Origin of the sequence: Rhizobium binxianense (genome assembly GCF_028994275.1) — a bacterium.
In the GTDB taxonomy this organism is placed as follows: Bacteria; Pseudomonadota; Alphaproteobacteria; order Rhizobiales; family Rhizobiaceae; genus Rhizobium; species Rhizobium binxianense.
This window is the reverse complement of the sequence record NZ_CP118713.1, coordinates 2,953,425-2,975,940: the sequence shown is the minus strand read 5'-3', so window position 1 is coordinate 2,975,940 and position 22,516 is coordinate 2,953,425. Positions and strand designations below refer to the sequence as shown.

At 61.0% G+C, this 22,516-nt stretch carries 20 protein-coding genes; 4 read left to right on the top strand and 16 right to left on the bottom strand.

Annotated elements, in window-relative coordinates; genetic code table 11:
- Positions 1-52: 52 nt before the first annotated feature.
- Positions 53-1,072: an alpha/beta hydrolase gene (locus PO860_RS14790; protein WP_273884330.1), complete on the top strand. Its 1,020-nt coding sequence runs from the start codon at positions 53-55 to the stop codon at positions 1,070-1,072.
- On the opposite strand, the gene PO860_RS14785 is transcribed toward PO860_RS14790, so the two are convergent.
- Entirely contained in the window at positions 1,073-2,254 is a 1,182-nt protein-coding gene (locus PO860_RS14785; RefSeq protein WP_273881199.1) for a glycosyltransferase family 4 protein, read from the bottom strand.
- Between the two features lie 238 nt (positions 2,255-2,492).
- Positions 2,493-3,533, bottom strand: a complete 1,041-nt coding sequence (locus tag PO860_RS14780) for a glutamine synthetase beta-grasp domain-containing protein (RefSeq protein ID WP_183607975.1) — start codon at positions 3,531-3,533, stop codon at positions 2,493-2,495.
- 431 nt (positions 3,534-3,964) lie between these two features.
- Between PO860_RS14780 and gstI the strand changes: the two genes are divergently transcribed.
- Positions 3,965-4,156: a glutamine synthetase translation inhibitor GstI gene (gstI, locus tag PO860_RS14775; protein WP_183607976.1), complete on the top strand. Its 192-nt coding sequence runs from the start codon at positions 3,965-3,967 to the stop codon at positions 4,154-4,156.
- A 73-nt stretch (positions 4,157-4,229) separates the two neighbouring features.
- Here the strand turns inward: gstI and PO860_RS14770 are convergent, their stop codons facing one another.
- The 7 genes from PO860_RS14770 to PO860_RS14740 all read right to left on the bottom strand — a co-directional run bounded on the left by PO860_RS14770 (position 4,230) and on the right by PO860_RS14740 (position 11,316).
- On the bottom strand, positions 4,230-5,129 hold the full coding sequence (locus tag PO860_RS14770) for a sugar kinase (RefSeq protein ID WP_246718317.1): 900 nt from the start codon (positions 5,127-5,129) through the stop codon (positions 4,230-4,232).
- A 212-nt stretch (positions 5,130-5,341) separates the two neighbouring features.
- Positions 5,342-5,683, bottom strand: coding sequence for a hypothetical protein (locus PO860_RS14765; RefSeq protein ID WP_272781915.1), 342 nt, complete (start codon positions 5,681-5,683; stop codon positions 5,342-5,344).
- A 177-nt stretch (positions 5,684-5,860) separates the two neighbouring features.
- Positions 5,861-6,847 carry an ABC transporter ATP-binding protein gene (locus PO860_RS14760; RefSeq protein ID WP_183607979.1) on the bottom strand — a complete coding sequence of 329 codons (987 nt, stop codon included), beginning with the start codon at positions 6,845-6,847 and terminating at the stop codon, positions 5,861-5,863.
- Positions 6,840-7,847, bottom strand: a complete 1,008-nt coding sequence (locus tag PO860_RS14755; RefSeq protein ID WP_183607980.1) for an ABC transporter ATP-binding protein — start codon at positions 7,845-7,847, stop codon at positions 6,840-6,842. The genes PO860_RS14760 and PO860_RS14755 overlap by 8 nt, the downstream gene beginning before the upstream one ends.
- A gap of 2 nt (positions 7,848-7,849) precedes the next feature.
- Positions 7,850-8,767 (bottom strand): ABC transporter permease, encoded by a 918-nt coding sequence (locus PO860_RS14750; protein ID WP_183607981.1) that lies wholly within the window; start codon positions 8,765-8,767, stop codon positions 7,850-7,852.
- On the bottom strand, positions 8,764-9,687 hold the full coding sequence (locus PO860_RS14745; protein ID WP_017965401.1) for an ABC transporter permease subunit: 924 nt from the start codon (positions 9,685-9,687) through the stop codon (positions 8,764-8,766). The genes PO860_RS14750 and PO860_RS14745 overlap by 4 nt, the downstream gene beginning before the upstream one ends.
- Before the next feature lie 48 nt (positions 9,688-9,735).
- Complete coding sequence (locus PO860_RS14740; RefSeq protein WP_273884329.1) at positions 9,736-11,316, bottom strand: peptide ABC transporter substrate-binding protein; 1,581 nt, start codon at positions 11,314-11,316, stop codon at positions 9,736-9,738.
- 284 nt (positions 11,317-11,600) lie between these two features.
- Between PO860_RS14740 and bglA the strand changes: the two genes are divergently transcribed.
- On the top strand, positions 11,601-13,247 hold the full coding sequence (bglA, locus tag PO860_RS14735) for a beta-galactosidase BglA (protein ID WP_183607983.1): 1,647 nt from the start codon (positions 11,601-11,603) through the stop codon (positions 13,245-13,247).
- A 71-nt stretch (positions 13,248-13,318) separates the two neighbouring features.
- On the opposite strand, the gene ade is transcribed toward bglA, so the two are convergent.
- Together ade and PO860_RS14725 are read right to left on the bottom strand one after the other, a co-directional pair.
- Complete coding sequence (ade, locus tag PO860_RS14730) at positions 13,319-15,013, bottom strand: adenine deaminase (RefSeq protein WP_273881195.1); 1,695 nt, start codon at positions 15,011-15,013, stop codon at positions 13,319-13,321.
- Positions 15,014-15,131: 118 nt separating this feature from the next.
- Positions 15,132-16,235, bottom strand: a complete 1,104-nt coding sequence (locus PO860_RS14725; RefSeq protein ID WP_273881194.1) for a branched-chain amino acid ABC transporter substrate-binding protein — start codon at positions 16,233-16,235, stop codon at positions 15,132-15,134.
- Positions 16,236-16,693: 458 nt separating this feature from the next.
- Between PO860_RS14725 and PO860_RS14720 the strand changes: the two genes are divergently transcribed.
- Complete coding sequence (locus PO860_RS14720) at positions 16,694-17,608, top strand: HD-GYP domain-containing protein (protein WP_273881193.1); 915 nt, start codon at positions 16,694-16,696, stop codon at positions 17,606-17,608.
- A gap of 80 nt (positions 17,609-17,688) precedes the next feature.
- On the opposite strand, the gene aptA is transcribed toward PO860_RS14720, so the two are convergent.
- The 5 genes from aptA to choW form a co-directional block, all read right to left on the bottom strand.
- Positions 17,689-19,014, bottom strand: a complete 1,326-nt coding sequence (gene aptA / locus PO860_RS14715) for an omega-aminotransferase AptA (RefSeq protein ID WP_018243099.1) — start codon at positions 19,012-19,014, stop codon at positions 17,689-17,691.
- Between the two features lie 350 nt (positions 19,015-19,364).
- Positions 19,365-19,682, bottom strand: coding sequence for an ArsR/SmtB family transcription factor (locus PO860_RS14710; RefSeq protein ID WP_183607987.1), 318 nt, complete (start codon positions 19,680-19,682; stop codon positions 19,365-19,367).
- Between the two features lie 115 nt (positions 19,683-19,797).
- Positions 19,798-20,547 (bottom strand): HugZ family pyridoxamine 5'-phosphate oxidase, encoded by a 750-nt coding sequence (locus tag PO860_RS14705; protein WP_273884328.1) that lies wholly within the window; start codon positions 20,545-20,547, stop codon positions 19,798-19,800.
- 31 nt (positions 20,548-20,578) lie between these two features.
- Complete coding sequence (choV, locus tag PO860_RS14700; protein ID WP_183607989.1) at positions 20,579-21,631, bottom strand: choline ABC transporter ATP-binding protein; 1,053 nt, start codon at positions 21,629-21,631, stop codon at positions 20,579-20,581.
- Entirely contained in the window at positions 21,628-22,473 is an 846-nt protein-coding gene (gene choW, locus PO860_RS14695; RefSeq protein WP_017961531.1) for a choline ABC transporter permease subunit, read from the bottom strand. The genes choV and choW overlap by 4 nt, the downstream gene beginning before the upstream one ends.
- Positions 22,474-22,516 lie beyond the last annotated feature (43 nt).

Below are 22,516 nucleotides of genomic sequence, written 5' to 3'. Positions count from 1 at the left end.
CGATATAAAAACGGTGTTCAGGACGAACATCAAAAAACGAGAGGACGAGACGATGTCGACCATCAAGACCGCAGTTTCCGCAGTAGCACTCCTGGCAGCTTCCGCCGTCGGCGCGCTTGCCGATCCGGTACTCGAACCGACGACGCAGAAATTCATCGACGGGCTTGCCGGCGGCAAACCGATCTACACGCTGTCGCCGGCCGATGCCCGCAATGTGCTCGCCGGTGCGCAGAAAGGCGACGTCAAGAAGCTTCCTGCGCAGGAAGAGAACAAGGTCATCAAGGCAGGCCCGACGGACAGCATCAAGCTGCGCATCGTCCGCCCGGAACATGCCAAGGGCACGCTTCCGGTCATTCTCTATTTCCATGGCGGCGGCTGGGTGCTGGGTGATGCCGATACACATGACCGGCTGGTGCGCGAAATCGCCAACGGCGCCGATGCCGCAGTCGTTTTCGTCGATTACGAACGCTCGCCGGAGGCTCGTTATCCCGTGGCCATCGAGCAGGCCTATGCCGCGACCAAATATGTCGCCGAGCATGCCAAGGAGTTCAAGGTCGACGCCAGCAGGCTCGCGGTCGCAGGTGACAGCGTCGGCGGCAACATGGCGGCAGTGGTGACGCTGCTTGCCAAGGAACGCGGCGGTCCTGCCATCGACCAGCAGGTGCTGTTCTACCCGGTCACCGATGCCAATTTCGACAATGGCTCCTACAACCAGTTCGCCAACGGCCCGTGGCTGACCAGGGAAGCGATGAAGTGGTTCTGGAACGCCTACCTGCCTGACGAGGCCAAGCGCAAGGAGCCGACCGCTTCGCCGCTGCAGGCATCGCTGGAGCAGCTCAACGATCTGCCGTCGGCCCTCATCATCACCGATGAAAACGATGTATTGCGCGACGAAGGCGAAGCCTATGGCCGCAAGCTCAGCCAGGCCGGCGTCAAGGTCACCTCGATCCGCTACAACGGTACGATCCACGACTTCGTGCTGCTGAATGCGATTACCGAAACGCCGGCCGTCCGCAGCGCGCTTGCGGTCGCGAACGACACGCTTCGCAGCGCCTTACACAAAAGGAATTGATCAGTCTCCGGAAGGGACAGGCCCGGCGGTTTCGCCGGGCTTTCTGCCCCGCGGAAGCGACTTGGCGAATTGCCAGGCCTTCTTCCATTTCGGCGTGATGACGCCGTTGGCGGCGCGGATATTGTTGATGAACTGCAGCGTCGCGGCTTCCCAGGAATATTGCATGGCAAGGTCGCGGGCTTTTTCGCGCGAGGCCGAGAGCGCGGCAAGGCATGCGGCCTGAAGGTCCTGATCGAGCGCGCCCACTTCGCTGTCCTCGCCGATGATGTCGAGAGGGCCGGTGACGGGATAGGCGGCGACCGGGACGCCCGAGGCCAGCGCTTCGAGGATGGTATTGCCGAAGGTATCGGTCAGCGACGGAAAGACGAAGACGTCGGCTTGGGCGTAGGTTTTTGCCAGTTCCTCGCCGAACTTCACGCCGGTGAAGTGAACCCGGGGATAGCGCTGCTCCAGTTCGGCGCGCGCCGGGCCGTCGCCGACGACGACCTTCGAACCGGGCAGGTCGAGATCGAGAAAGGCTGGCAGGTTCTTTTCCAGCGCCACGCGACCAACCGTCATGAAGATCGGGCGAGGGAGACCGAGGGGTTCGTCTTCAAGCGGCATGGGATGGAACTGCGAGGCGTCGATGCCACGGGTCCAGGGCATCAGGTTCTTGATGCCGCGCGCCGATAGCTCGCGGGCAAGGCTCGGCGTCGCGACCATGCAGCCGGCGCCGCCATTATGGAACCAGCGCACGAAGGCATAGAGCCAGCTCTGCGGGATCGGCAAGCGGGCGGAAACATATTCCGGAAAACGCGTGTGATAGCTGGTCGAGAAGGGCATGCGCTTGCGCAGGCACCAACGGCGGGCGGTGAGCCCCAGCGGGCCTTCAGTGGCGATATGCACGTAGGAGGGATTGTGCTTCTCGATCTCACGGGCGACGCGGCGATAGCTAGCGATCGAGAGGCGGATCTCGGGATAGGTCGGGCAGGGGATGCTGTTGAAGCGCTCCGGCGTGACCATCGAGACTTCGACGCCCAGCTTTGCCAGTTCGCGGTTGGTGTTCTCGATCGAGCGCACCACCCCGTTGACCTGCGGATGCCAGGCGTCGGTGACGATTACGAGCCGTTCCGGCAGATTGCCGGCGGATGCGGCATTGGCCCAGCTCTCGCCGCTGTAAGTGTTTGCCGGACGTTGCAGCATGTCACGATTTCCATCCGCGTTGCAGTGATATGCCAACGCTCAACCCCAAAGCGGGGTTCCGGAACGGCGATTCCCGCTTGCCTATTTTGAGGCATGACCATGATGGAAATATTACAGCCGCATGTCTGTGTTTGCAGAGCCTTAACGGCTCGATCTCCGCGAATATGTCAGCGGCCGATCGCAGATTTCAAGCGGAAGGAATGACGGCGCCGGTCATGGACCGGCGCCGTTTGGGAGGTTAGGCGGCAGCGGAAGCCGAGCCTGCGATCGGAACTTCCGAGATCGTCTTCAGAACCTGCGAAGCGATCTGGTAGGGGCAACCCTGCGAATTCGGGCGGCGATCTTCCAGATAGCCCTTGTAATCGTTCTTGACGAAGGAGTGCGGCACGCGGATCGAAGCGCCGCGGTCGGCTACACCGTAGGAGAACTTGTTCCACGGAGCCGTTTCGTGCTTGCCGGTCAGGCGCTTGTCGTTGTCAGGGCCGTAGACATTGATGTGGTCCATCAGGTTCTTTTCGAACTGCGCCATCAGCGCTTCGAAATAGGCCTTGCCGCCGACTTCGCGCATATACTTGGTGGAGAAGTTGCAGTGCATGCCCGAACCGTTCCAGTCGGTATCGCCGAGCGGCTTGCAATGATACTCGATGTCGATGCCGTACTTTTCGGTCAGGCGCTGCAGCAGGTAGCGAGCCATCCAGATCTGGTCGGCGGCCTTCTTGGAGCCCTTGCCGAAAATCTGGAATTCCCACTGGCCCTTGGCCACTTCGGCATTGATGCCTTCGTGGTTGATGCCGGCGGCCAGGCACAGGTCGAGATGTTCCTCGACAATTTCGCGGGCGACGTCGCCGACATTCGAATAGCCGACGCCGGTGTAATAAGGGCCCTGCGGAGCCGGGTAGCCCTGTTCGGGGAAGCCGAGCGGACGACCGTTCTGGTAGAAGAAATATTCCTGTTCGAAGCCGAACCAGGCATCTTCGTCGTCGAGGATGGTGGCGCGGGCGTTGCTCGGGTGCGGCGTGACGCCATCGGGCATCATGACTTCGCACATGACCAGCGCGCCGTTGGTACGGGCCGGGTCGGGATAGATGGCGACGGGCTTCAGCACGCAATCGGAGCTGCGGCCTTCGGCCTGCTGCGTCGAGGAGCCGTCAAAGCCCCAAAGCGGAAGCTGTTCCAGCGTCGGGAATACGTCAAATTCCTTGATCTGCGTCTTGCCACGCAGGTTCGGTACCGGAGTGTACCCATCGAGCCAAATATACTCGAGCTTATATTTTGTCATCGTGACTCTCTCAATGCTACGAAGGTGAGCAAATCCGGAGACGATCTCGGCGCGCAAACGCATCCGACCGCCAGGGGATGCATCTATTCAAGCATGTAGCGTGCCAGTTTGATGCCCCGCGAAAGAAAATGCGCGAATCAGCCGGCCCGCGCGCTTTTTTCCGCTTCCCCGAAAGCAGCCCGATTTCACAGCCGAAGGCTGAATCATCAGGGAGAAAGGAATTTTTGGCCGTGGAACCGGATGAAAATTTGGGCGTTAGCATAAACTGATGACGTGTTGAACAAATAGGCGCCAGCTTCTGTGGCAGACAGCATAGCGATCAATCACCGTGATGGCGATGCATATATTTTATGCAATTTGCATAAACTCTGTGCATCGTGCTATGGTTTCGGTGGCAAATGTTGATGCGCAAGCTGAATGGAGGCGATCTCATGCCCACCGGTTTCCATCGTGAATCCGCAACGATCTACCAGTTTCCTGTCAGGCCGCCGCGGGCCGCCAGCCGGTTCGAACGCGCCCGGATGATGGAGCGCGAGGCAGCCGACATCTGCGATGCAGCGCTCGACAGCTGCTGGTATCATGACGAGGCGGTTCGCGAGACCGATCGGCCGACGAAGTCCTGATTTCCTGTTTCGCTCCGGGAGCAGGAATGCCGATAAGCGGGGAGCGCCCGCGCATGGCATTCTTGTTATATCGTCATGCGCGGGTCCGGCCGCTGCTCAGGCCAAGCTTTTCCTTCACGACCAACGCTCCATGTTCACTGACGACGCGAGCCGCCACGCCTGCCGCGAAGCGGGCGGCGGCGGGCGCATCGCCGGTTTCCAGATATCGGGAAAGGAAGGCGCCATTGAAACTGTCGCCGGCGCTTGTCGTATCGACTACCTTCTTCACCTTCTCGGCCGGAACGAAGGTTTCCTCGCCGGCGAAATTCAACCTGACGCCATCCGCACCGTTCTTGACGACAATATTGACGGCGCCGAGCGCCTTATAGCGGTGGATGGTCGCGTCGATGGAATCGTCGCCGAAATGGGCGGCCTCGTCGTCGAAGCTCGGCATGACGAGCACGGAGGAGCGGGCGCCCTCGCTGATCGTCGCGTGCATCACGTCGTAGCTCGACCAGAGGCGGGGGCGGATGTTCGGATCGAACACCACGAGCTTGCCGGCGGCCTTGGCGCGGCGGATTTCGGCGAGCAGCGTCGTGGCGTCCTCCTGCGGCAGGATGGCAAGAGTGATGCCGGAGAAATAGACGACATCAGCGCTTTCCACCGCCTCACGCAGGCAGTCGGGATCGGCGGCCAGGCTGCGGGCGGCCGAATTGTCGCGCCAGTAGCTGAAGGATCGCTCGCCATTCTTCAGATTGATCATGTAAAGGCCGGGCGTCTTGCCCCTGATGCGGCGGATGAGGCTCGTGCCGATGCCTGCTGTCTCGATGAAGGCCACCATCTCATCCGACATGGCGTCGTCGCCAAGTGCGGTGAAATAATCGACAGACCAGTCGGCGGCAAGGCAGGCGCGGGCATACCAGGCGGTGTTGAAGGTATCGCCGGCAAAGCCCTTGCGCAGCAGGCCGTCGCCCGCCTGCGAAAGTTCCACCATGCATTCACCGATCGATAGAAACCGTCTTCCGCTCACCTTGTCCTCCCGGCATGAGCGCCGCTGATCCAACAGGCCGCTCCATCGCTTTGATTGTCCGCTGATACGCGGAGCCGGGCGGAGAGACAAGCGCCGATATCATCGGCGCCGATCCCATGAGGAATGAAAAGCCCGCCTCCACAGACGAAGCGAAGGCAGGCGCCGGCGAAGGATGCCTATTCGTGGATTGTGTAGCTGCCGAGTTCGCAAAGATCCTGCGTGTCTTCGGTGGTCGCGAGGTCGGAACCTTCTTCGAATTCGAAGCGCATATCGTATTTGCAGACCGTGCGGCCGTCGGCGATGGTGATGTTGACGCTTTCGCCTGGATCGAGAACGTCCTCGCCGAATACATCTTCTTCCCAGTTGGCGACGCCGGTCGGCGAACTGTAGAAACGCGTCAGGACGGAGTCGGTCCCGTTGGTGAGCTTGAACTTCAGATCTTCGGCATTCGACGGCACGACGGAGGCGGTGACGATCGCAGCCGCAAGTGCGATCAATCCTGACAGTTTCGATTTCATGTAACGTTCCCCTGGCCCATGATCAGGCCGGAACGAAATAGCATACCGCCATCTAAATCTTCGTTATCAGCGACTATAGATTCCGAAACAAGCCCGTTTCCGAACGCCCCGTCTTGGAGATGGAAGCGCAAATATTCGGAAAAGAGCGAAGGCCATTTCAGCTGGCCTTCGTTCCATTCATGGCCTGTCCATGTGGTAGCAGGCGGCCTTCTGGCCGGGGCGGACTTCCTCGGTCGGCGGCATTTCGGTGCGGCAGATGTCGGTCGCCTTCCAGCAGCGCGGCGAGAAGACGCAGCCTTTCGGCGGGTTGAGCGGCGAGGGCGGATCGCCCTGCAGGCGGATGCGGGTGCGCAGGCGCGCAAGCTTCGGATCCGGGATCGGTGCTGCGGAAAACAGCGCCTGCGTATAGGGATGGGCCGGATGATCGAAGACGGTGGCGCAGTCGCCGGCTTCCACCACCCTGCCGAGATAGAGCACCAGCACATCGTCTGAGATCAGGCGCACGACCGAGAGATCGTGGCTGATGAAGATCAGCGTCAGGCCGAATTCCTTGCGCAGTTTGCGCAGGAGCGTGATCACCTGGCCCTGGATCGAGACGTCGAGGGCCGAGACCGGCTCGTCGCAGACGATGAGCTTGGGTTTGGTGACGACCGCCCGGGCAATGCCGATGCGCTGCGCCTGGCCGCCGGAGAATTCATGGGGATAGCGGTTGATCATCTCGGGCACCAGTCCGACGGCGGTCATGATCTCGCGGACGCGCTCGGTGCGCTCGGCCTTCGAAAGCTTCGGCTCGAAAACGGTGAGCGGCTCGGCGATGATGTCGCCGACCGTCATGCGCGGGTCGAGCGAGGCGATCGGATCCTGGAAGATGATCTGCATGTCGCGGCGGGCGGCGCGCATTTCCTCTTCCGAGAGGTCGAGAAGATTGCGACCCTGCCAGAGGATGCGGCCCTTCTGCGATTTCAGGAGCCGCAGGATGGAACGGCCGAGCGTGGACTTGCCGCAGCCTGATTCGCCGACGATGCCGAGCGTGCGGCCTTCGGCAAGGTCGAAGCTGACATTGTTGACGGCGGTGAGGAAGACCGGCGGCTTGAAGAGGCCCTTCGCAGGCAGTTCGAACTGGGTCGTCAGGTTCTCGACCCTCAGAAGCGAACGATCAGCCATGGTTCAACAACTCCTCACGGCGGGGGAACGGGTGGTAGCAGGCTGCACAGTGGCGCGGCGCCAGCGTTTCGAGCGGCGGCGGGCGGTCGATGCAATCGTCCTGGACCTGCGAACAGCGCGGCGAGAAATTGCAGCCCTTCGGCAGGTGCTGCAGGTTCGGCGGACGGCCGGGAATGACGACGAGGTCATCGACATCCTGGTCCGGGCGCGGGATCGAGGCATGCAGCGCCGCGGTATAGGGATGAGCCGGATTGTCGAACAGCTCGTCGACGGGCGCCTCCTCGACGATGCGGCCGGCATACATGACGGCGACGCGGTCGGCGAGGCCGGCGACGACGCCGAGATCGTGGGTGATCATGACAAGCGCCGTGTTCATTTCCGCCGTCAGGTCGTTGAAGAGATCGAGAATCTGCGCCTGGATGGTGACGTCGAGCGCCGTCGTCGGCTCGTCGGCGATCAGGAGCTTCGGTTTGGTGAGCAGCGCCATGGCGATGACGATGCGCTGGCGCATGCCGCCGGAGAGCTCGTGCGGATAGAGGTTGAAGCGCCGCGTCGGGTCGGGGATGCCGACACGTTTCAGCATGTCGAGGGCAGCAGTGGAGGCGGCGCGCGCCGTCAGCCCGCCGTGAACCTCAAGCTGTTCCGTCAACTGCCTGGAAATCTTCAGCGACGGGTTCAAGGCGGTCATCGGGTCCTGGAAGACCATGGCCATGTCCTTGCCGCGGATCTGGTCGAGTTCGCGCGGCTTCAGCGCCAGCACGTCCTTGCCTTCGAGCAGCGCCTGTCCTGTCGTCCTGCCGTTCTTGGCGAGCAGCCCCATGATGCCGAGGAAGGTCTGGCTCTTGCCGGAGCCGGATTCGCCGACGATAGCGATGCGTTCGCCGCGCCGGACGGTGAGGTTCATGTTCGAGACGGCCTTGACCTCTCCATCCGGCGTTTTGAAGGTGATCGAATAGTCTTTGAGTTCGAGAAGCGTATCTTTTTGTGTTTCCTGGGGCATTCTTATCGATCCTTCGGGTCGAACGCGTCGCGCAGGCCGTCGCCGATGAAGAGCAGGCTGAGCAGCAGCGCCACGAGGAAGCTGGCCGGGAAGACCAGCAGCCACGGCATGCTTTCCATGGCATCGGTTCCCTCGGCGATCAGCGTGCCGAGCGAGGTCAGCGGTTCCTGCACGCCGAAGCCGAGATAGGACAGGAAGCTTTCAGTGGCGATGATCTCGGGAACGGTCAGTGCGGCAAAGATCACCACCGGGCCGACGAGGTTCGGAATGATATGCTTGATGATGATCTTGAACGGCCGCTGACCGGAAGCGCGGGCCGCCTCGATGAATTCCCGGTGCTTGATCGACAGCGTCTGGCCGCGCACGATGCGCGCCATGGTCAGCCATTCCAGTGCGCCGATTGCAGCAAAGAGCAGATAGACGTTGCGGCCGAAGATCACCATCAACAGGATGACGAAGAGGATATAGGGAAGCGCATACATGATATCGACGAAGCGCATCATGATCGCATCCAACCTGCCGCCGATATATCCCGATACCGCGCCGTAGAGCACACCGATGAAGACGGAGACGACAGTTGCAGTCAGCGCCACGGCGAGCGAAACGCGGGTGCCGTAGAGCACGCGGGCAAGGAGGTCGCGGCCGTTCGGGTCGGTGCCGAAATAATGGCCGGTCTCGATCGAGGGCGGGATGCGGAAGGCGGCCCAATCCGGATCCTCGTAATTGAAGGGAATGAACCAGGGGCCGAGGAAGGCAGCCAGGATCAGCAGCGCCAGGACGACGATCGAAAGCACAGCCGCCTTGTTGCGCCCGAGACGGCGCAGCGCATCCTTGGTGAGCGAACGGCTTTCGGGCGCAAGGCCTTCCGCCGCCAGCAGTTCCTGGGCGAGCAGCTCGCGTTTTGCGGGGTTGAGGATCATCGGTTTCTCACTTTCGGGTCGAGCCACGCATAGGCGATGTCGACGAGAAGGTTCAGGAACACGATCAGCACCATGTAGAAGATGACCGTGCCGAGAACCATGCCGTAATCGCGGTTCAGCGCCGCGTTGACGAAATAGCGGCCGATGCCGGGCAATCCGAAGATGCTCTCGACAACCAGCGAGCCGGTGAGAAGGTAGCTTGCCGCGGGTCCCAGATAGGAGACGACAGGCATCAGCGCAGGCTTCAGCGCGTGGCGCATCACAGTCAGCCGCGGGCCGATGCCCTTGGCTTTGGCGGTGCGAATGAAGTTCTGGTTCATCACCTCGATCATCGAGCCGCGGGTGATGCGCGAGATGCGGCCGGCATGCGGCAGCGCCAGAACGACAATCGGCAGGATGAGATATTTGATCGAGCCATCGCCCCAGCCGCCGACCGGAAACCAGGCGAGATGGATGCCGAAGACGAGCTGCAGGATGGGCGCGATCAGGAAGTTCGGCAGCACGACGCCGATCAGGATGAGCGCACCCAGAATATAATCCGGTGCCTTGTTCTGGTAGAGCGCCCCAAGACAGCCGACGGCGACGCCGACAATGATGGCAATCAGGAAGGCAGCCGTACCGATGGTGAAGGTGTAGGGCAGACCGATCATGATCTGCTGGGCGACGGTGAAATCCTCGCTGGCGAACGAGGGGCCGAGGTCGCCCCGCAGTAGGTCTCCGACATAGATCAGGTACTGCTGGATGAGCGGCTTATCGAGATTGTAGTGGATCGCAAGGTTCTTCAGGATCACCGGCGGCAATGGCCTTTCGCCATCGAAAGGGCCGCCGGGGGCAAGGCGCAAAACAAAAAACGAAGCTGTCACGGCGATCCACATGACGGGGATCGTCGACAGGAGGCGACGGAGGGCGTATTTGATCATGGTCGTGGGCCGGTCCTTTCCGCAAGGCGCGGAAAGGACCGTTTTCCCTTACTCTTTCATCGACAGCCAGCGGGTGCGGTGGATGTCCTGAATGTTGTCGACGAAGCCTTCAATCTTCGGCGAAACGACATTCTTCGAGACATAGTAGTAGATCGGCAGGGCGGCGGATTCATCCAGCGCCAGCTGCTCGGCCTTCTTGAAGATTTCAGCGCGTTTCTTCAGATCCGTCTCGGCGTTGCCGTCCTTGATCATCTTGTCGTATTCGGGATTAGACCAGCGGCCGTAATTCATCTGCACGCCTGTCACCAGGAGGTTCAGGAAATTGTCCGGATCGTTGTAGTCGGCGAGCCAGCCAGCGCGGCCGATTTCGACCTGGCCACGCTGCATCTGGTCGTAATGCACCTTGGTTTCGGCATTGACGAGTTCGACATCGACGCCGAGCGGCTTCCACATGGAGGCGATGGCAACGGCGATGCGCTTGTGGTTGTCGTTGGTGTTGTAGCTGAGAACGGCGTGAAGCGGCTTGTCCGGGCCGAAGCCGGCTTCCTTCAGCAGCTTCTTGGCTTCTTCGACCTTGTCCTTGTAAGGAAGATCCTTCCAGGAAACATAGGCCGGTTCGCCGTAGTTTGCCGTGCCCGGCGGAACCCAGGAGTAAGCCGGCAGTTCGCCGGTGCCAAGGATCTGCGGACCGATCACTTCGCGGTTGATCGCCATGGAGAGGGCCTGGCGGACGCGCTTGTCGCTGAAGGGCGGCTTCTGCGAATTGACGACGTAATAATAGAGGCCGGAGAAGGGGGCGACATGCGCCTGACCCGGCAGGTTCTTCTTCATCCACTCGTACTGGTCGGTCGGGAAGTCGGTGAGAATGTCGAATTCGCCGGCACGGTAACGCTTCAGCGCGGCTTCCTGGTCCTCGAGCACGAAGAATTTGGCGCCGTCGATCTTCAGGTCCTTGGTGCCGTACCACTGGTCGTTCTTGACGGTCGTGACATGCGAACCCGGAACCCATTCGACCGGCTTGTAGGGGCCGTTGGTGACGATATTGCCGATCTTGACCCAATCCTGGCCCTTCGCTTCGACGACGTGCTTCGGCAGCGGGTAGGCCGTGTAATGCATCAGGGCGTTAATGAAGTAAGGCGTCGGATTTTCCAGGGTGATTTCGAGCGTCTTGTCGTCGATCGCCTTGACGCCGAGTTGGCTGAAATCGGTGATCTCACCCTTGTTGATCTTTTCGGCGTTCTTGATGGTGAACTGCAGATAGGCATAGTCGGCGGCGTTCTTCGGGTCGACGAGGCGCTGGAAGGCGAAGACGAAGTCTCCTGCCGTTACCGGCTGGCCATCGGACCACTTGATGCCGTCGCGAAGCTTGAAGGTGTAGACCTTGCCATCCGGCGAAATGGTCCAGCTTTCGGCCTGGCCGGGGATCGGATTATCCTTGGCGTCCTCGGTGACGAGGCCTTCGAAAATGTCGCCGGCGATGCGGTTCTCCCAGTCGCCGGAAAGTTTCTGCGGATCGAGCGACTGCGGATCGCCACCATTGTGAATGTTGAGCGTGGCCGCATGCGCCGAAAACGCCAGCAATGTGCCAAGCATTGCGGAGGCGAGAAATTTTTTCGTTAACTGGTTCATCGTGGGTCCACCTTTCTAGGCTTTGCGCCTTTATTAGACATTTGTTCCCGGTGTTTGACCTCTTACGTGCAGGTCAGTGCGCACCTTATCGCAAAGGAATCGCGTTGCAACCCCAAATCCGGAGGCTGGAAACGGGTTGTGGACAAGCCTCCATACGTCTCCCCCTTGTCGGGTCGCGACGACACGTTGCGACATTGCCAGCACCTCCATGATGACCTCACATGTTGTCTTTTGTTTCGCCCGCTTTAGTGTGGCGAGCGCTAACGAGGCAGGAGATATAGCCGATGGCATTGCAGGCAGGCGGGAATGCGGACTGGTGGCGCGGCGCGGTGATCTATCAGGTCTATCCACGCTCGTTTCAGGACACCAACAGCGACGGGCTCGGCGATCTCAGGGGAATCACCCGCCGGCTGCCGTATATTGCCAGCCTCGGTGTCGACGCGATCTGGCTGTCGCCCTTCTTCAAATCACCGATGGCCGACATGGGCTATGACGTTTCCGATTATTGCGATGTCGACCCGATCTTCGGGACGCTCGCCGATTTCGACGAGATGATGGCGGAGGCGCACAGGCTCGGCATCAAGGTGGTCATCGACCAGGTGATCTCGCATACATCAGACCGCCATCCCTGGTTCGTCGAGAGCCGGACGAGCCGGACCAATGCGAAGGCGGACTGGTATGTCTGGGCCGACCCGAAGCCCGACGGTACGGCGCCGAACAATTGGCTGTCGATCTTCGGCGGGCCGGGCTGGGAATGGGATGGCGTGCGCCGCCAATATTACCAGCACAATTTCCTGACCTCGCAGCCGGATCTCAACTTCCACAGCAGCGAAGTGCAGGATGCGGTGCTGAATACGGTGAAGTTCTGGCTTGACCGCGGCGTCGACGGCTTCCGGCTGGATACCGTCAACTATTATTTCTGCGACAAGCAGCTCAGAAGCAATCCGCCGCACGAGCCCGATACCAGTGACGGGGGTCTCGATGCGCCCGACAGCAACCCTTACGGCATGCAGAACCACCTCTACGACAAGACGCAGCCGGAGAATATCGGCTTCCTCAAGCGATTCCGGGTGCTGCTCGACCAATACGAGGATCGCACGACGGTTGGCGAAGTCGGCGACGGGGCACGTTCGCTGAAGACGGTGGCCGCCTATACGAGCGGCGATGACAAGCTGCATATGTGCTACACATTCGACCTGCTGGGCTCGGATTTCACCGCCGCGCATATTCGCGGGTGCGTCGAAGCCTTCCAGAAGGCGGTCACGGATGGCTGGGTCTGCTGGGCTTTCTCCAATCACGACGTCATGCGCCATGTCAGCCGCTTTGCGCTGACGGCGGAGGAGCGGCCTGTCGTCGCCAAGCTGGCGATTTCGGTGCTTTCGGCGCTGCGCGGTTCGATCTGCCTCTATCAGGGCGAGGAACTCGGCCTGCCGGAGGCGGAGCTTGCCTTCGAGGATCTGCGCGACCCCTACGGCATCCGCTTCTGGCCGGCTTTCAAGGGCCGCGACGGATGCCGCACACCGATGCCCTGGGAAGCTGGCAAGGCGCATGCGGGCTTCACCTCGGCCGAGAAGAGCTGGCTGCCGGTGCCCTACGAGCAGGCGGGGCTTTCCGTCGATACGCAGGAGGGAAGCGGCAGCTCGGTGCTCAATCACTATCGCAGGACGCTCGCCTTTCGGAAGAGCCACCCGGCGTTGATCGACGGCGAGATGACCTTCCTCGGCTCCAACCAGGACCTGCTCGCCTTCACCCGCGAAAAGGGCGGCGAAAAACTGCTCTTCGTTTTCAACCTGACGCGCAAACCAGCGGAATTCCGCCTGCCTGCCGGCATCGTACTCGGGGAACCGCTTGAGATGCCGGGTTTTGAGGCGGTGGTGAGCGCCGGACTGGTGAAGCTTGCGGCGCTGGAAGGGTTTTGTGCACGAGTTTGATATTCTTGCAGCTGAAACAATGAAGGCGACGGTTAAAGGTTGCCCGCTGCGGAGTCAGCCTTGGAATTGCATCATCCAATCAACGCGAACTTGTCCACATCGACCATGCCGCGGTCGGATATTTTCAGGTGCGGGATGACAGGCAGCGGCAGGAAGGCGAGTTGGAGGAAGGGTTCTTCCAGCGTGGCGCCGAGCGCGAAGGCGGCCTTGCGCAGATGGTGCAGCGTATCGCGGACGGTCTCGTAGGGCTCGAGGCTCATCAGGCCGGCAATGGGCAGGGCGATTTCGCCGGTCACCTTGCCATCCTCGACGACGACGAAGCCGCCCTTGATCTCACCGAGGCGGTTGGCGGCGTGCGCCATGTCGTCCTCATTGACGCCGACGATGCAGATATTGTGGCTGTCATGGCCGACGGTGGAGGCAATCGCGCCCTTCTTCAGGCCGAAGCCCTGGACGAAGCCGTTGGCGTGGTTGCCGTTCTTGCCATGGCGCTCGATGACGGCGACCTTGATGATATCGTTGGCAAGGTCGACCGCCGTCTCGTTGCCCTTGACCGGCAGGCGGTAGCGGCGATGCTCCGTGATGATCTTGCCCGGCATGACGCCGATAACAGGCGTTTCGCCCTCGGCGACGGGCACGCCGAAATGGGCGGCGTTGACGGGCCGGGCCTTGACGCTGTCGAGACCGATTGGGGCGACTGGCCTGCGTGTGGAAAAGAGTGCGTCGGTGACGCGGCGGCCGGCCGAAAAGACCATCTCGGCACGGCAGTTTTCCAGGCTGTCGAGAACGACCAGATCAGCGCGCCAGCCCGGCGCCACCAGGCCGCGGTCCCTGAGGCCGAAGGCGCGGGCGGCCGAGATCGAGGCGGCGCGGTAGATCGCTAAGGCTTCGACGCCGCTGGCGATCGCCGTGCGGATCATGTGGTCGAGATGGCCCTGTTCGGCGATGTCGAGCGGATTGCGGTCGTCGGTGCAGAGCGCGAGGTAGGGTGAAAGCCGCTCGGTGATGATCGGAATCAAAGCGGCGAGGTCCTTGGACACAGAGCCCTCGCGCACAAGGATGTGCATGCCCTTGCGGATCTTTTCCAGTGCTTCGGCTGCGCTCGTGCATTCGTGCTCGGTGCGGATGCCGACTGCGAGGTAACCATTGAGATCGTTGCCGGACAGCAGCGGTGCGTGACCGTCGATATGGCCGCCCTGGAAGGCGTCGAGCTTTGCCATGCAGACGGGATCCTTGTGGATCACCCCGGGGAAATTCATGAATTCGGCAAGGCCGATGACCTTGGGATGGTCGCGGTAAGGCAGCAGGCGCTCGATCGGTAGGTCGGCGCCTGCGGTTTCGAGATGTGTCGCCGGCACGCAGGAGGAGAGCTGGACGCGGATGTCCATGATCGTTTCCAGCGCCGATTCGAGAAAGAATTCGATGCCGGCGCTTCCCAGCACATTGGCGATTTCGTGCGGATCGCAGATCGCGGTGGTGACGCCATAGGGCAGGACGCAGCGGTCGAATTCATGCGGCGTCACCAGCGAGGATTCGATGTGCAGATGCGTGTCGATGAAGCCGGGAACCACTGTTCTGCCCGAGATATCGATCTCGATTTCGCCCGCATAGTCACCTGAAGTGCCGACGATGCGGTCGGCGCCGATGGCGATGTCGGAGCGGACGAGTTCGCCGGTGACGAGATCGAAGAAGCTGCCGCCCTTCAGCACGATATCGGCCGGCACGCGGCCGACGCCTTGGTCGATGAGACGTTCGAGTCTGGTCATGACGTTGCTCACATTACAAGCGATTCCGAAGTTATAACCGATCTGCCGCCACAAGCGAGGGCCGCAAAACGAAACCGGGCGCCACAGGGGCGCCCGATCGATGGCGATCAGCGATGGCTTACTCGGCGGCGACGATCTTTCCGGCTTCCCACTTGTAGAGCGAGAAGCTCTGCGAAGTGAGGTCGCCGGTTTCACCGTAGGTGAGTTTGCCGATGGCGGTCGGGATCTCCATGCCGCCTTTCAGCGCGGTCGCTACGGCTTCCGCATCTTCGGCGCTGCCGGCCTTTTCGATGCCGGCTTTCAGCACTTCGACGGCGGCATAGGCGTTGAGCGTAAAGGCCTCGGCCGGGATGTTCTTGGCGGCGAGCGCCTCGGCTGCGGCCTTGGAATCCGGGCTCTTGGTGGCGTCCGAAGCGTTGGTGAAGACGGTGCCGGCGGCGGCATCCGTGCCGATCGCCCAGAATTCGGTGTTGGAGAGGCCGTCGCCGCCGATGATCGTCGCGTTGGCGGCGAGGTCATGCAACTGACGGGCGAGCAGGCCCCCTTCCGGGTGGTAGCCGCCGAAATAGACCACGTCGACCTTTTCGGACTTGATGCGGGTGGTCAGCGCGCTGAAATCCTTGTCGCCAGGGGTGATTGCGTCATTGACGACTTCGGTGACGCCGCCGGCATTCAGCGTCGCCTTGAAGGCGTCGGCGAGGCCCTTGCCGTAAGCGCCCTTGTCGTTGACGACGGCGATGCGCTTGTCCTTGAAATTCTTCAGCACGTATTTGGCGGCGACTTCAGCCTGCTGGTCGTCGCGGCCGCAGGTGCGCAGCACGTTGGTGAGGCCGCGCTTGGTTAGGTCAGGGGCCGTTGCGGTCGGAGTAACCATCAGCACGCCGTTTTCGGCCAGAACGTCCGAAACCGGAATCGCAACACCTGAGGTGACGGGGCCGACGACGAAGCGGATGCCGTCGCCGACGACCTTGTTGGCGGCGGAAACGCCCTGTTTCGGTTCGCCGGCATCGTCGGCCAGTTCGAGGACGACCTTCTCGCCGAGGATCCCGCCCTTCTTATTGATCTCGTCGACGGCGGTCTGAGCGCCGTTCTTCACCTGGTCGCCATAGGCGGCGACGGGGCCGGTCAGCGGCGCAATCAGGCCGATGGTGATATCTGCATGGGCAAGCGGCGCAAAGGCGAGCGAGGCGACAAGGGTCGCCGTCAATGTCTTGAGGGTCATAGTCTGTCTCCTTGGGTGGGGTCATTCGACCCGCGATGAGTGCCGCGCCGGTTTTTCCGATCATTCAACAGCCCGTCGGGCCGTGCCAAGGACGATCGGTAAGGGCGCGATCAGCGAGCCTGCCGGCCATGTTTGACTCGGGAGGGCTCATGACAGATTTCTAGGAATTTTGATGCAATTTCGCAAGATCATAACAAAACGGAAGAGAAATCGGGTCAATCCAGCCGAAAATTCGATCGAGAAGGATATTTTTGTCGTGGTTTGTCGATTTTTCGAGACCGAGCTGCCAAGCGCGAGCTTTCGTCGAGGATGAAAGCTGAGCTCATGCTGCCCCCCTCTATCTCTCGCATTAACCGTTAATTCGGTGGATTGTAGTAGAAGCATGCGACACGCAAATAGTGCTGCGCTGAAAACGAAAGCTACACAAACTTAGAGACGTATCGGGACTAGAGATCTGAATGCTCAAGCGTATCGACGCCAGCCAGGTGCGTATCGGAATGTTTGTAGAGGCTATCGAGGGCCTGTGGCAGGATCCGCTTTTGTCCAAGCGCAGATTTTCCGTTCGTCGCGAGCTCGACGCCGCAAAAATCCGTAAATGCGCCACTGCCGTCGTCGTCATCAACACCAGCAAGGGCTTCGATACCAATGGCCTCCCGGGGCGTGACATCGAGATCGATAGCAAGGCGGCGCGCGAAACCGTCCAGAAATCCGTGCAGATGCTGGAGGAGGTTTTCGGCCGGGTGCAAAATGGCGAGGGAATCACCTTCGAGCAGGTAGCGCCGGTGATTTCCTCCGTCTCCAAGTCGATGGATGAAAACCCTTCCGTTTTTCTGAGCGTGACGCGTCTGAAATCAAAAGACGAAGTGACGTTCCTGCATTCGATTTCGGTGAGTGCGCTGATGATCCTTTTCAGCCGGCATCTCGGACTTGATGAGACTACGGTTCAGATGCTCGGTACTGCCGGGTTGTTGCATGATGTCGGCAAGCTCGAAATTCCGCTGGAGGTGCTCACCAAGGAAGGGCGCCTGGAAGAGGATGAGATCATCCTGATGCGGAGGCACCCGGAGCAGGGGCACGCAATCCTGTTGAGGCAGGAGGGCATGTCGGACATCGTTCTCGACGTCTGCCTCAATCACCACGAACGTATCGACGGCAAGGGCTATCCGCATGGGCTGTCCGGCAGTGCGGTCAGCCTGTATGCGCGTATTGCCACGATCTGCGATGTTTATGACGCCGTTACCTCGGTGCGGCCCTACAAGGCGCCATGGAGTGCCGGCGATGCGTTGAAATGGATGCTGGGCGTCGAAGGGCACTTCGATCGCCGGCTTCTGAAGAAATTCGCCCTCTGCCTTTCCGTCGCCTCGGTGACGTGAATCTTCTTCGCTTTCGGAAAAGAAAAGCCCGCAAGGACGATGTCCCCCCGGGCTGTTTGTGCGGAGTTTTCTGAGCGATTTCAGATGTTATTCTGCAGGATGGTCCGCAGTTTGCCGAAGAGCTCGTCGATATGGTGCTTCTCGATGATCAGCGGCGGGGAGAGGGCGATGATGTCGCCGGTGGTGCGGATCAGCAGGCCGCTTTCATAGGCCTTCAGGAAAGCGGTGAAGGCCCGCTTGGTCGGCTCGCCGGCGATCGGATCGAGTTCGATCGCGCCGATCAGGCCGGTATTCCGGATGTCGATGACATTGGGGCAGTCCTTCAGCGAATGCAGCGCGTCGGCCCAGTAATCAGAAAGCTCGGCGGCGCGGGTCAGCAGGCCTTCTTCCTTGTATGTGTCGAGGGTCGCCAGGGCTGCAGCCGAGGCAATTGGGTTGCCGGAATAGGTGTAGCCGTGGAAGAACTCGATCATGTGCTCCGGGCCGTTCATGAAGGCATCATGGATCTCGGAGGTGACGAAGACGGCGCCCATCGGAATGACGCCATTGGTCAGTCCCTTGGCGGCGGTGATCATGTCGGGCTTGACGTCGTAATATTGCGCGGCAAAGGGGGCGCCGAGGCGGCCGAAGCCGGTGATGACCTCGTCGAAAATCAGAAGGATGCCGTGTTTGGTGCAGATCTCGCGCAGCTTCTGCAGGTAGCCTTTCGGCGGGATCAACACGCCGGTGGAGCCCGCCACCGGCTCGACGATGACCGCGGCGACGGTGGAGGCGTCATGCAAAGTGACGATACGCTCCAGCTCGGTGGCGATGTCGCCGCCGTGCTCGGGCTCGCCGCGGGTGAAGTTGTTCTTGCCGGGCTGGTGGGTGTGCGGCATGTGATCGACGCCGGTCAGAAGCGTGCCGAACATCTTGCGGTTGGTGACGATGCCGCCGACGGAGATACCGCCGAAATTGACACCATGATAACCGCGCTCGCGGCCGATCAGGCGGAAGCGTGAACCATTGCCCTTCACCCGGTGATAGGCGAGCGCCACCTTGAGGGCCGTTTCCACGGATTCGGAACCGGAATTGGTGTAGAGAACGTGGTTCAGGCCTTCGGGGGCGATGTCGACCAGGCGGTTTGCCAGTTCGAAGGCCTTGGGGTGGCCAAGCTGGAAGGCCGGTGCGTAATCGAGCTCGCCTGCCTGTTCGCGGATCGCCTCGGTGATCTTCGGGCGGCAGTGGCCGGCATTGACACACCACAGGCCGGCGGTGCCATCCAGCACCTGGCGGCCGTCATGGGTGGTATAATACATGTCCTTGGCGCCGACGAACAAACGCGGCTCCTTCTTGAACTGGCGATTGGCCGTAAACGGCATCCAGAAGGCGCGAAGATCGTTGGGTGCGTTGAGGCGGTTGGACATGCTGTTCTCCTGGCCACTGACGGCCCTTTCCCGTGGGCTTCACGCCCATATTTTGACTGCCCGGTCAAATTATCAGCGCTTCCCGAGTCGTCAACGGGAAAAGTCCGGAAAGCCCTCTTGGCGGCAGGCTCAAGCTGCTGGCTGTTCACGGGCGAGCGCTTCGGCGCGGTCATGCTGCAATTCCTTCCGGTGAAGGGAGCAGAGAGACTATGGCTTTCAAAAAGCACGACCGGCAAATCGCAAATTTGCCGGTCGTGCCATAAGGTTCACGTGCTGAAATATCGTTGCCACGCCTCCGGGAACATCCCCTTACGGCACGGCATAGGCCGACATTCATGTCAGCGCTATCATTAAGCGGCGGATCTATTCCTGCTCTGCACGAGGTAGATATCTTCGAGCGTCGCCAAGATTTTCATGACCGGCTCGGAGGTGCTCGAATAATAGATGGTTTGTGCGTCTCGGCGGGTCTTGACCAGCTTTTGAGCGCGCAGTTTCGACAGGTGCTGAGAGAGAGCCGACTGGCTGAGGCCGACCTGCGTTGCAAGCACGCCGACGGCCACTTCGCCCTTCACGAGGCTACACAGGATCAGCAATCTCTTGGGGTTTGCCATGGCCGACAATAAAGCTGCCGCCACATTCGTGTGATCGGCCAAATCAGTGGTTTCCATATTTATCTTCCTAATGCGAAACGTACATCACGTGTGTTGGCACAGGCCGCCTGCCGCGATTTTCACCCACGCCTAAAAATTAGCAATTCGGATCGAAGATTGTATATACCTAAATTTAAGGTATCGAGTATGCTATTTTAGATATGTTTGAACAAATGTGATCGGCATCCCCAGCGAGGGTTTCGAATTCGTATCGCAGCAGAAAATCACCGGAAATGAGATCGAAACCTGAGGAATCGATACCACAAATGCGCCAGGAAGCCGATTTTGGCGCGTTTAACCTGGTGGCGAGCATCTCGGCCACATCAGGGTGGCGTTCTACTAAATCTCGCACTGCCTCCGCCGCCCCGGCGGCAATCTCCTCATTCGCAGCCGACTGGATGATGAGATCGTGCCCGTCGAGTTGGTAGGCACGGCCGAAGCCGCCATTGAGGCTCGCCTGTTCCGGTTTGAGACGGAAGAAGAGGAAATCAGGAAAATCGATATAAAGCTGCGCCTTGGTGTGACGAGCGAGAAAACGCGTGCGGATACGCTCATAGAACGCGTTGCCGCGCTCGACCGGTTCCGCCAGGCATTGAGTCGTCAGACGGGGGTGGGCCAGAGGATCGCCCTTGCCGGGCTCGCCGGCCAGCAGTGAGGCGCGCGGGTCCCTGGCGAGCGCCCTGGTATGAGCCGACAGCTTCGAAACGAGGATGACGGGGGTGCCGTCAATATCGGTGGCGACCAGCACGCGGCTGGCGAAAGGGAAGCCGGTCTCGGGGTCGAGAACGGCAATCGCCGCGTGCCGCGCGGAGCGCAGAAGCACGCGGCCGAGTTTGCGGGCGTCGTCGTCGGTTTCGCGTAGGGGCGAGGGCTGATCCTTCATATCCGCTTTGTGGCAAAGCGGATTGAAAACATCAAGCGTCCTGCTTGCGGCGATGGCGGGTAAGGCCGGCGACGATATCCTGTGCCGAGATGGTGCCGACGATCGCACCGTTCTCAACGATGCCGATACTGCCTGGCTGGCGAGCAAGGGCATCGAGCACATCGACGAGCGGGGTCGCGGCGCGGGCCGTGGCGCTGACGCTCATGCCGGCGGCGGTCTGGCCGAGGCCGGGCTGCATCACGTCGGCCGCCGTCAGCATATTGATCGGATTAAGGTTCTGCACGAAATCCGCGACATACTGGTCGGCTGGGTTCTTGACGATGTCATGCGGCGTTCCGCATTGGATGATGCGGCCGCCTTCCATGATGGCGATGCGGTTGCCGATGCGGAAGGCTTCGTCGAGATCGTGGCTGACGAAGAGGATGGTCTTCTTCAGCCGCCGCTGGAACTCCAGGAGTTCGTCCTGCAAGCGGGTGCGGATCAATGGATCGAGGGCCGAGAAAGGCTCGTCCATCAGCAGGATCGGGGCGCCGGTGGCAAAGGCGCGGGCAAGCCCGACACGCTGCTGCATGCCGCCTGAGAGTTCGTTGACCTTGCGGTCCGCCCATTTCGTCAAGTTGACGAGCTCAAGCTGCTCGCCGACGCGGACCTTGCGTTCGGCCTCCGGCATACCCGCGAGCTCGAGGCCGAAGCCGACATTGTCGGCGACGGTGCGCCAGGGTAGGAGGGCGAACTGCTGGAACACCATGGAGACGGTGTGGGTGCGCAGGTCGCGCAAGGCTTTGGCATTGCATCTGTAGGGGTTGACGGAGCCGGTGGCCGCCGAGACTGCGACATCCCCGCGTACAACGGGCGCGAGCCCATTGACGGCGCGCAGCAACGTCGATTTGCCGGAGCCGGACAGCCCCATCAACACCAGGATCTCGCCTTCCTCGATCGTCAGCGAAGCATTGGCGACGCCGAGCACCAGCCCGGTCGCGGCGCCGATTTCGTCGCGCGTTTTGCCCTGGTCGACCATGGCGAGTGCTGTTTCCGGCCGGTCGCCGAAGATGATGCTGACATTGTTAAAGCTTACCGCGGTCATGCAGCGCCTCCTTCACCCGCCGTGCGGAACATCCGGTCGAGAATGATTGCCAGGATGACGATGCAGAAACCCGCCTCGAAACCCTTGGCGATATTGACGGTGTTCAGCGCACGAACGACGGGCACGCCAAGCCCGGGAGCGCCGACAAGTGCGGCGATGACGACCATCGATAGCGACAGCATGATGGTCTGGGTGAGGCCCGCCATGATCTGCGGCGTGGCGAAGGGAAGCTCGATCTTGCGCAGCACCTGTATCGGCGTCGCGCCGAAGGCGACGGCGGCTTCGACAAGCGACGGCGGCGTCGAGATGATGCCGAGGCGCGTCAGCCGGATCGGCGCGGGAATTGCGAAGATGACGGTCGCGATCAGCCCCGGCACCATGCCGAGGCCGAACAGGATCAGCGCCGGGATCAGATAGACGAATGTCGGGATGGTCTGCATGAGATCGAGCACCGGGCGCATGGCGGCATAGACCCAAGGGCGGCGGGCGGCGGCAATCCCGAGCGGAATGCCGATCACCATGCAGACGAAGGTGGCGGCAAGCACGAGGGCGAGCGTCTCCGTCGTTTCCTTCCAATAGTCCTGGTTCACGATGAGCAGCAGCCCGAGACAGGTGAAGACGGCGACCGCGATCGACCGGCGCAGCCAAAAGGCGATGGCGGTGATGGCAGCGATGACGATCAGCGGATGAGGCTTCTGCAGCACGAAGAGCAGGCCGTCTATGGCGCTCGACAGCAGGAAGGCGATCTGGTTGAAGAACCATTCGCCGTTCGAGGTCAGCCAGTCCACGAAGGATTTGGCCCAGGGGCCAACGGGAATCTTAAATTCGGTGATCCAATTCAAGGGGCGCGCCTATCCAGAAAACAACAATCGGACAAAAATAAAA

What these genes read in the sequence shown, in the direction of transcription:
- PO860_RS14790 (WP_273884330.1), top strand. Translation starts at nt 53, where the DNA reads ATGTCGACCATCAAGACCGCAGTTTCCGCAGTAGCACTCCTGGCAGCT.
- PO860_RS14785 (WP_273881199.1), bottom strand. Translation starts at nt 2,254, where the DNA reads ATGCTGCAACGTCCGGCAAACACTTACAGCGGCGAGAGCTGGGCCAAT.
- PO860_RS14780 (WP_183607975.1), bottom strand. Translation starts at nt 3,533, where the DNA reads ATGACAAAATATAAGCTCGAGTATATTTGGCTCGATGGGTACACTCCG.
- gstI (WP_183607976.1), top strand. Translation starts at nt 3,965, where the DNA reads ATGCCCACCGGTTTCCATCGTGAATCCGCAACGATCTACCAGTTTCCT.
- PO860_RS14770 (WP_246718317.1), bottom strand. Translation starts at nt 5,129, where the DNA reads ATGGTGGAACTTTCGCAGGCGGGCGACGGCCTGCTGCGCAAGGGCTTT.
- PO860_RS14765 (WP_272781915.1), bottom strand. Translation starts at nt 5,683, where the DNA reads ATGAAATCGAAACTGTCAGGATTGATCGCACTTGCGGCTGCGATCGTC.
- PO860_RS14760 (WP_183607979.1), bottom strand. Translation starts at nt 6,847, where the DNA reads ATGGCTGATCGTTCGCTTCTGAGGGTCGAGAACCTGACGACCCAGTTC.
- PO860_RS14755 (WP_183607980.1), bottom strand. Translation starts at nt 7,847, where the DNA reads ATGCCCCAGGAAACACAAAAAGATACGCTTCTCGAACTCAAAGACTAT.
- PO860_RS14750 (WP_183607981.1), bottom strand. Translation starts at nt 8,767, where the DNA reads ATGATCCTCAACCCCGCAAAACGCGAGCTGCTCGCCCAGGAACTGCTG.
- PO860_RS14745 (WP_017965401.1), bottom strand. Translation starts at nt 9,687, where the DNA reads ATGATCAAATACGCCCTCCGTCGCCTCCTGTCGACGATCCCCGTCATG.
- PO860_RS14740 (WP_273884329.1), bottom strand. Translation starts at nt 11,316, where the DNA reads ATGAACCAGTTAACGAAAAAATTTCTCGCCTCCGCAATGCTTGGCACA.
- bglA (WP_183607983.1), top strand. Translation starts at nt 11,601, where the DNA reads ATGGCATTGCAGGCAGGCGGGAATGCGGACTGGTGGCGCGGCGCGGTG.
- ade (WP_273881195.1), bottom strand. Translation starts at nt 15,013, where the DNA reads ATGACCAGACTCGAACGTCTCATCGACCAAGGCGTCGGCCGCGTGCCG.
- PO860_RS14725 (WP_273881194.1), bottom strand. Translation starts at nt 16,235, where the DNA reads ATGACCCTCAAGACATTGACGGCGACCCTTGTCGCCTCGCTCGCCTTT.
- PO860_RS14720 (WP_273881193.1), top strand. Translation starts at nt 16,694, where the DNA reads ATGCTCAAGCGTATCGACGCCAGCCAGGTGCGTATCGGAATGTTTGTA.
- aptA (WP_018243099.1), bottom strand. Translation starts at nt 19,014, where the DNA reads ATGTCCAACCGCCTCAACGCACCCAACGATCTTCGCGCCTTCTGGATG.
- PO860_RS14710 (WP_183607987.1), bottom strand. Translation starts at nt 19,682, where the DNA reads ATGGAAACCACTGATTTGGCCGATCACACGAATGTGGCGGCAGCTTTA.
- PO860_RS14705 (WP_273884328.1), bottom strand. Translation starts at nt 20,547, where the DNA reads ATGAAGGATCAGCCCTCGCCCCTACGCGAAACCGACGACGACGCCCGC.
- choV (WP_183607989.1), bottom strand. Translation starts at nt 21,631, where the DNA reads ATGACCGCGGTAAGCTTTAACAATGTCAGCATCATCTTCGGCGACCGG.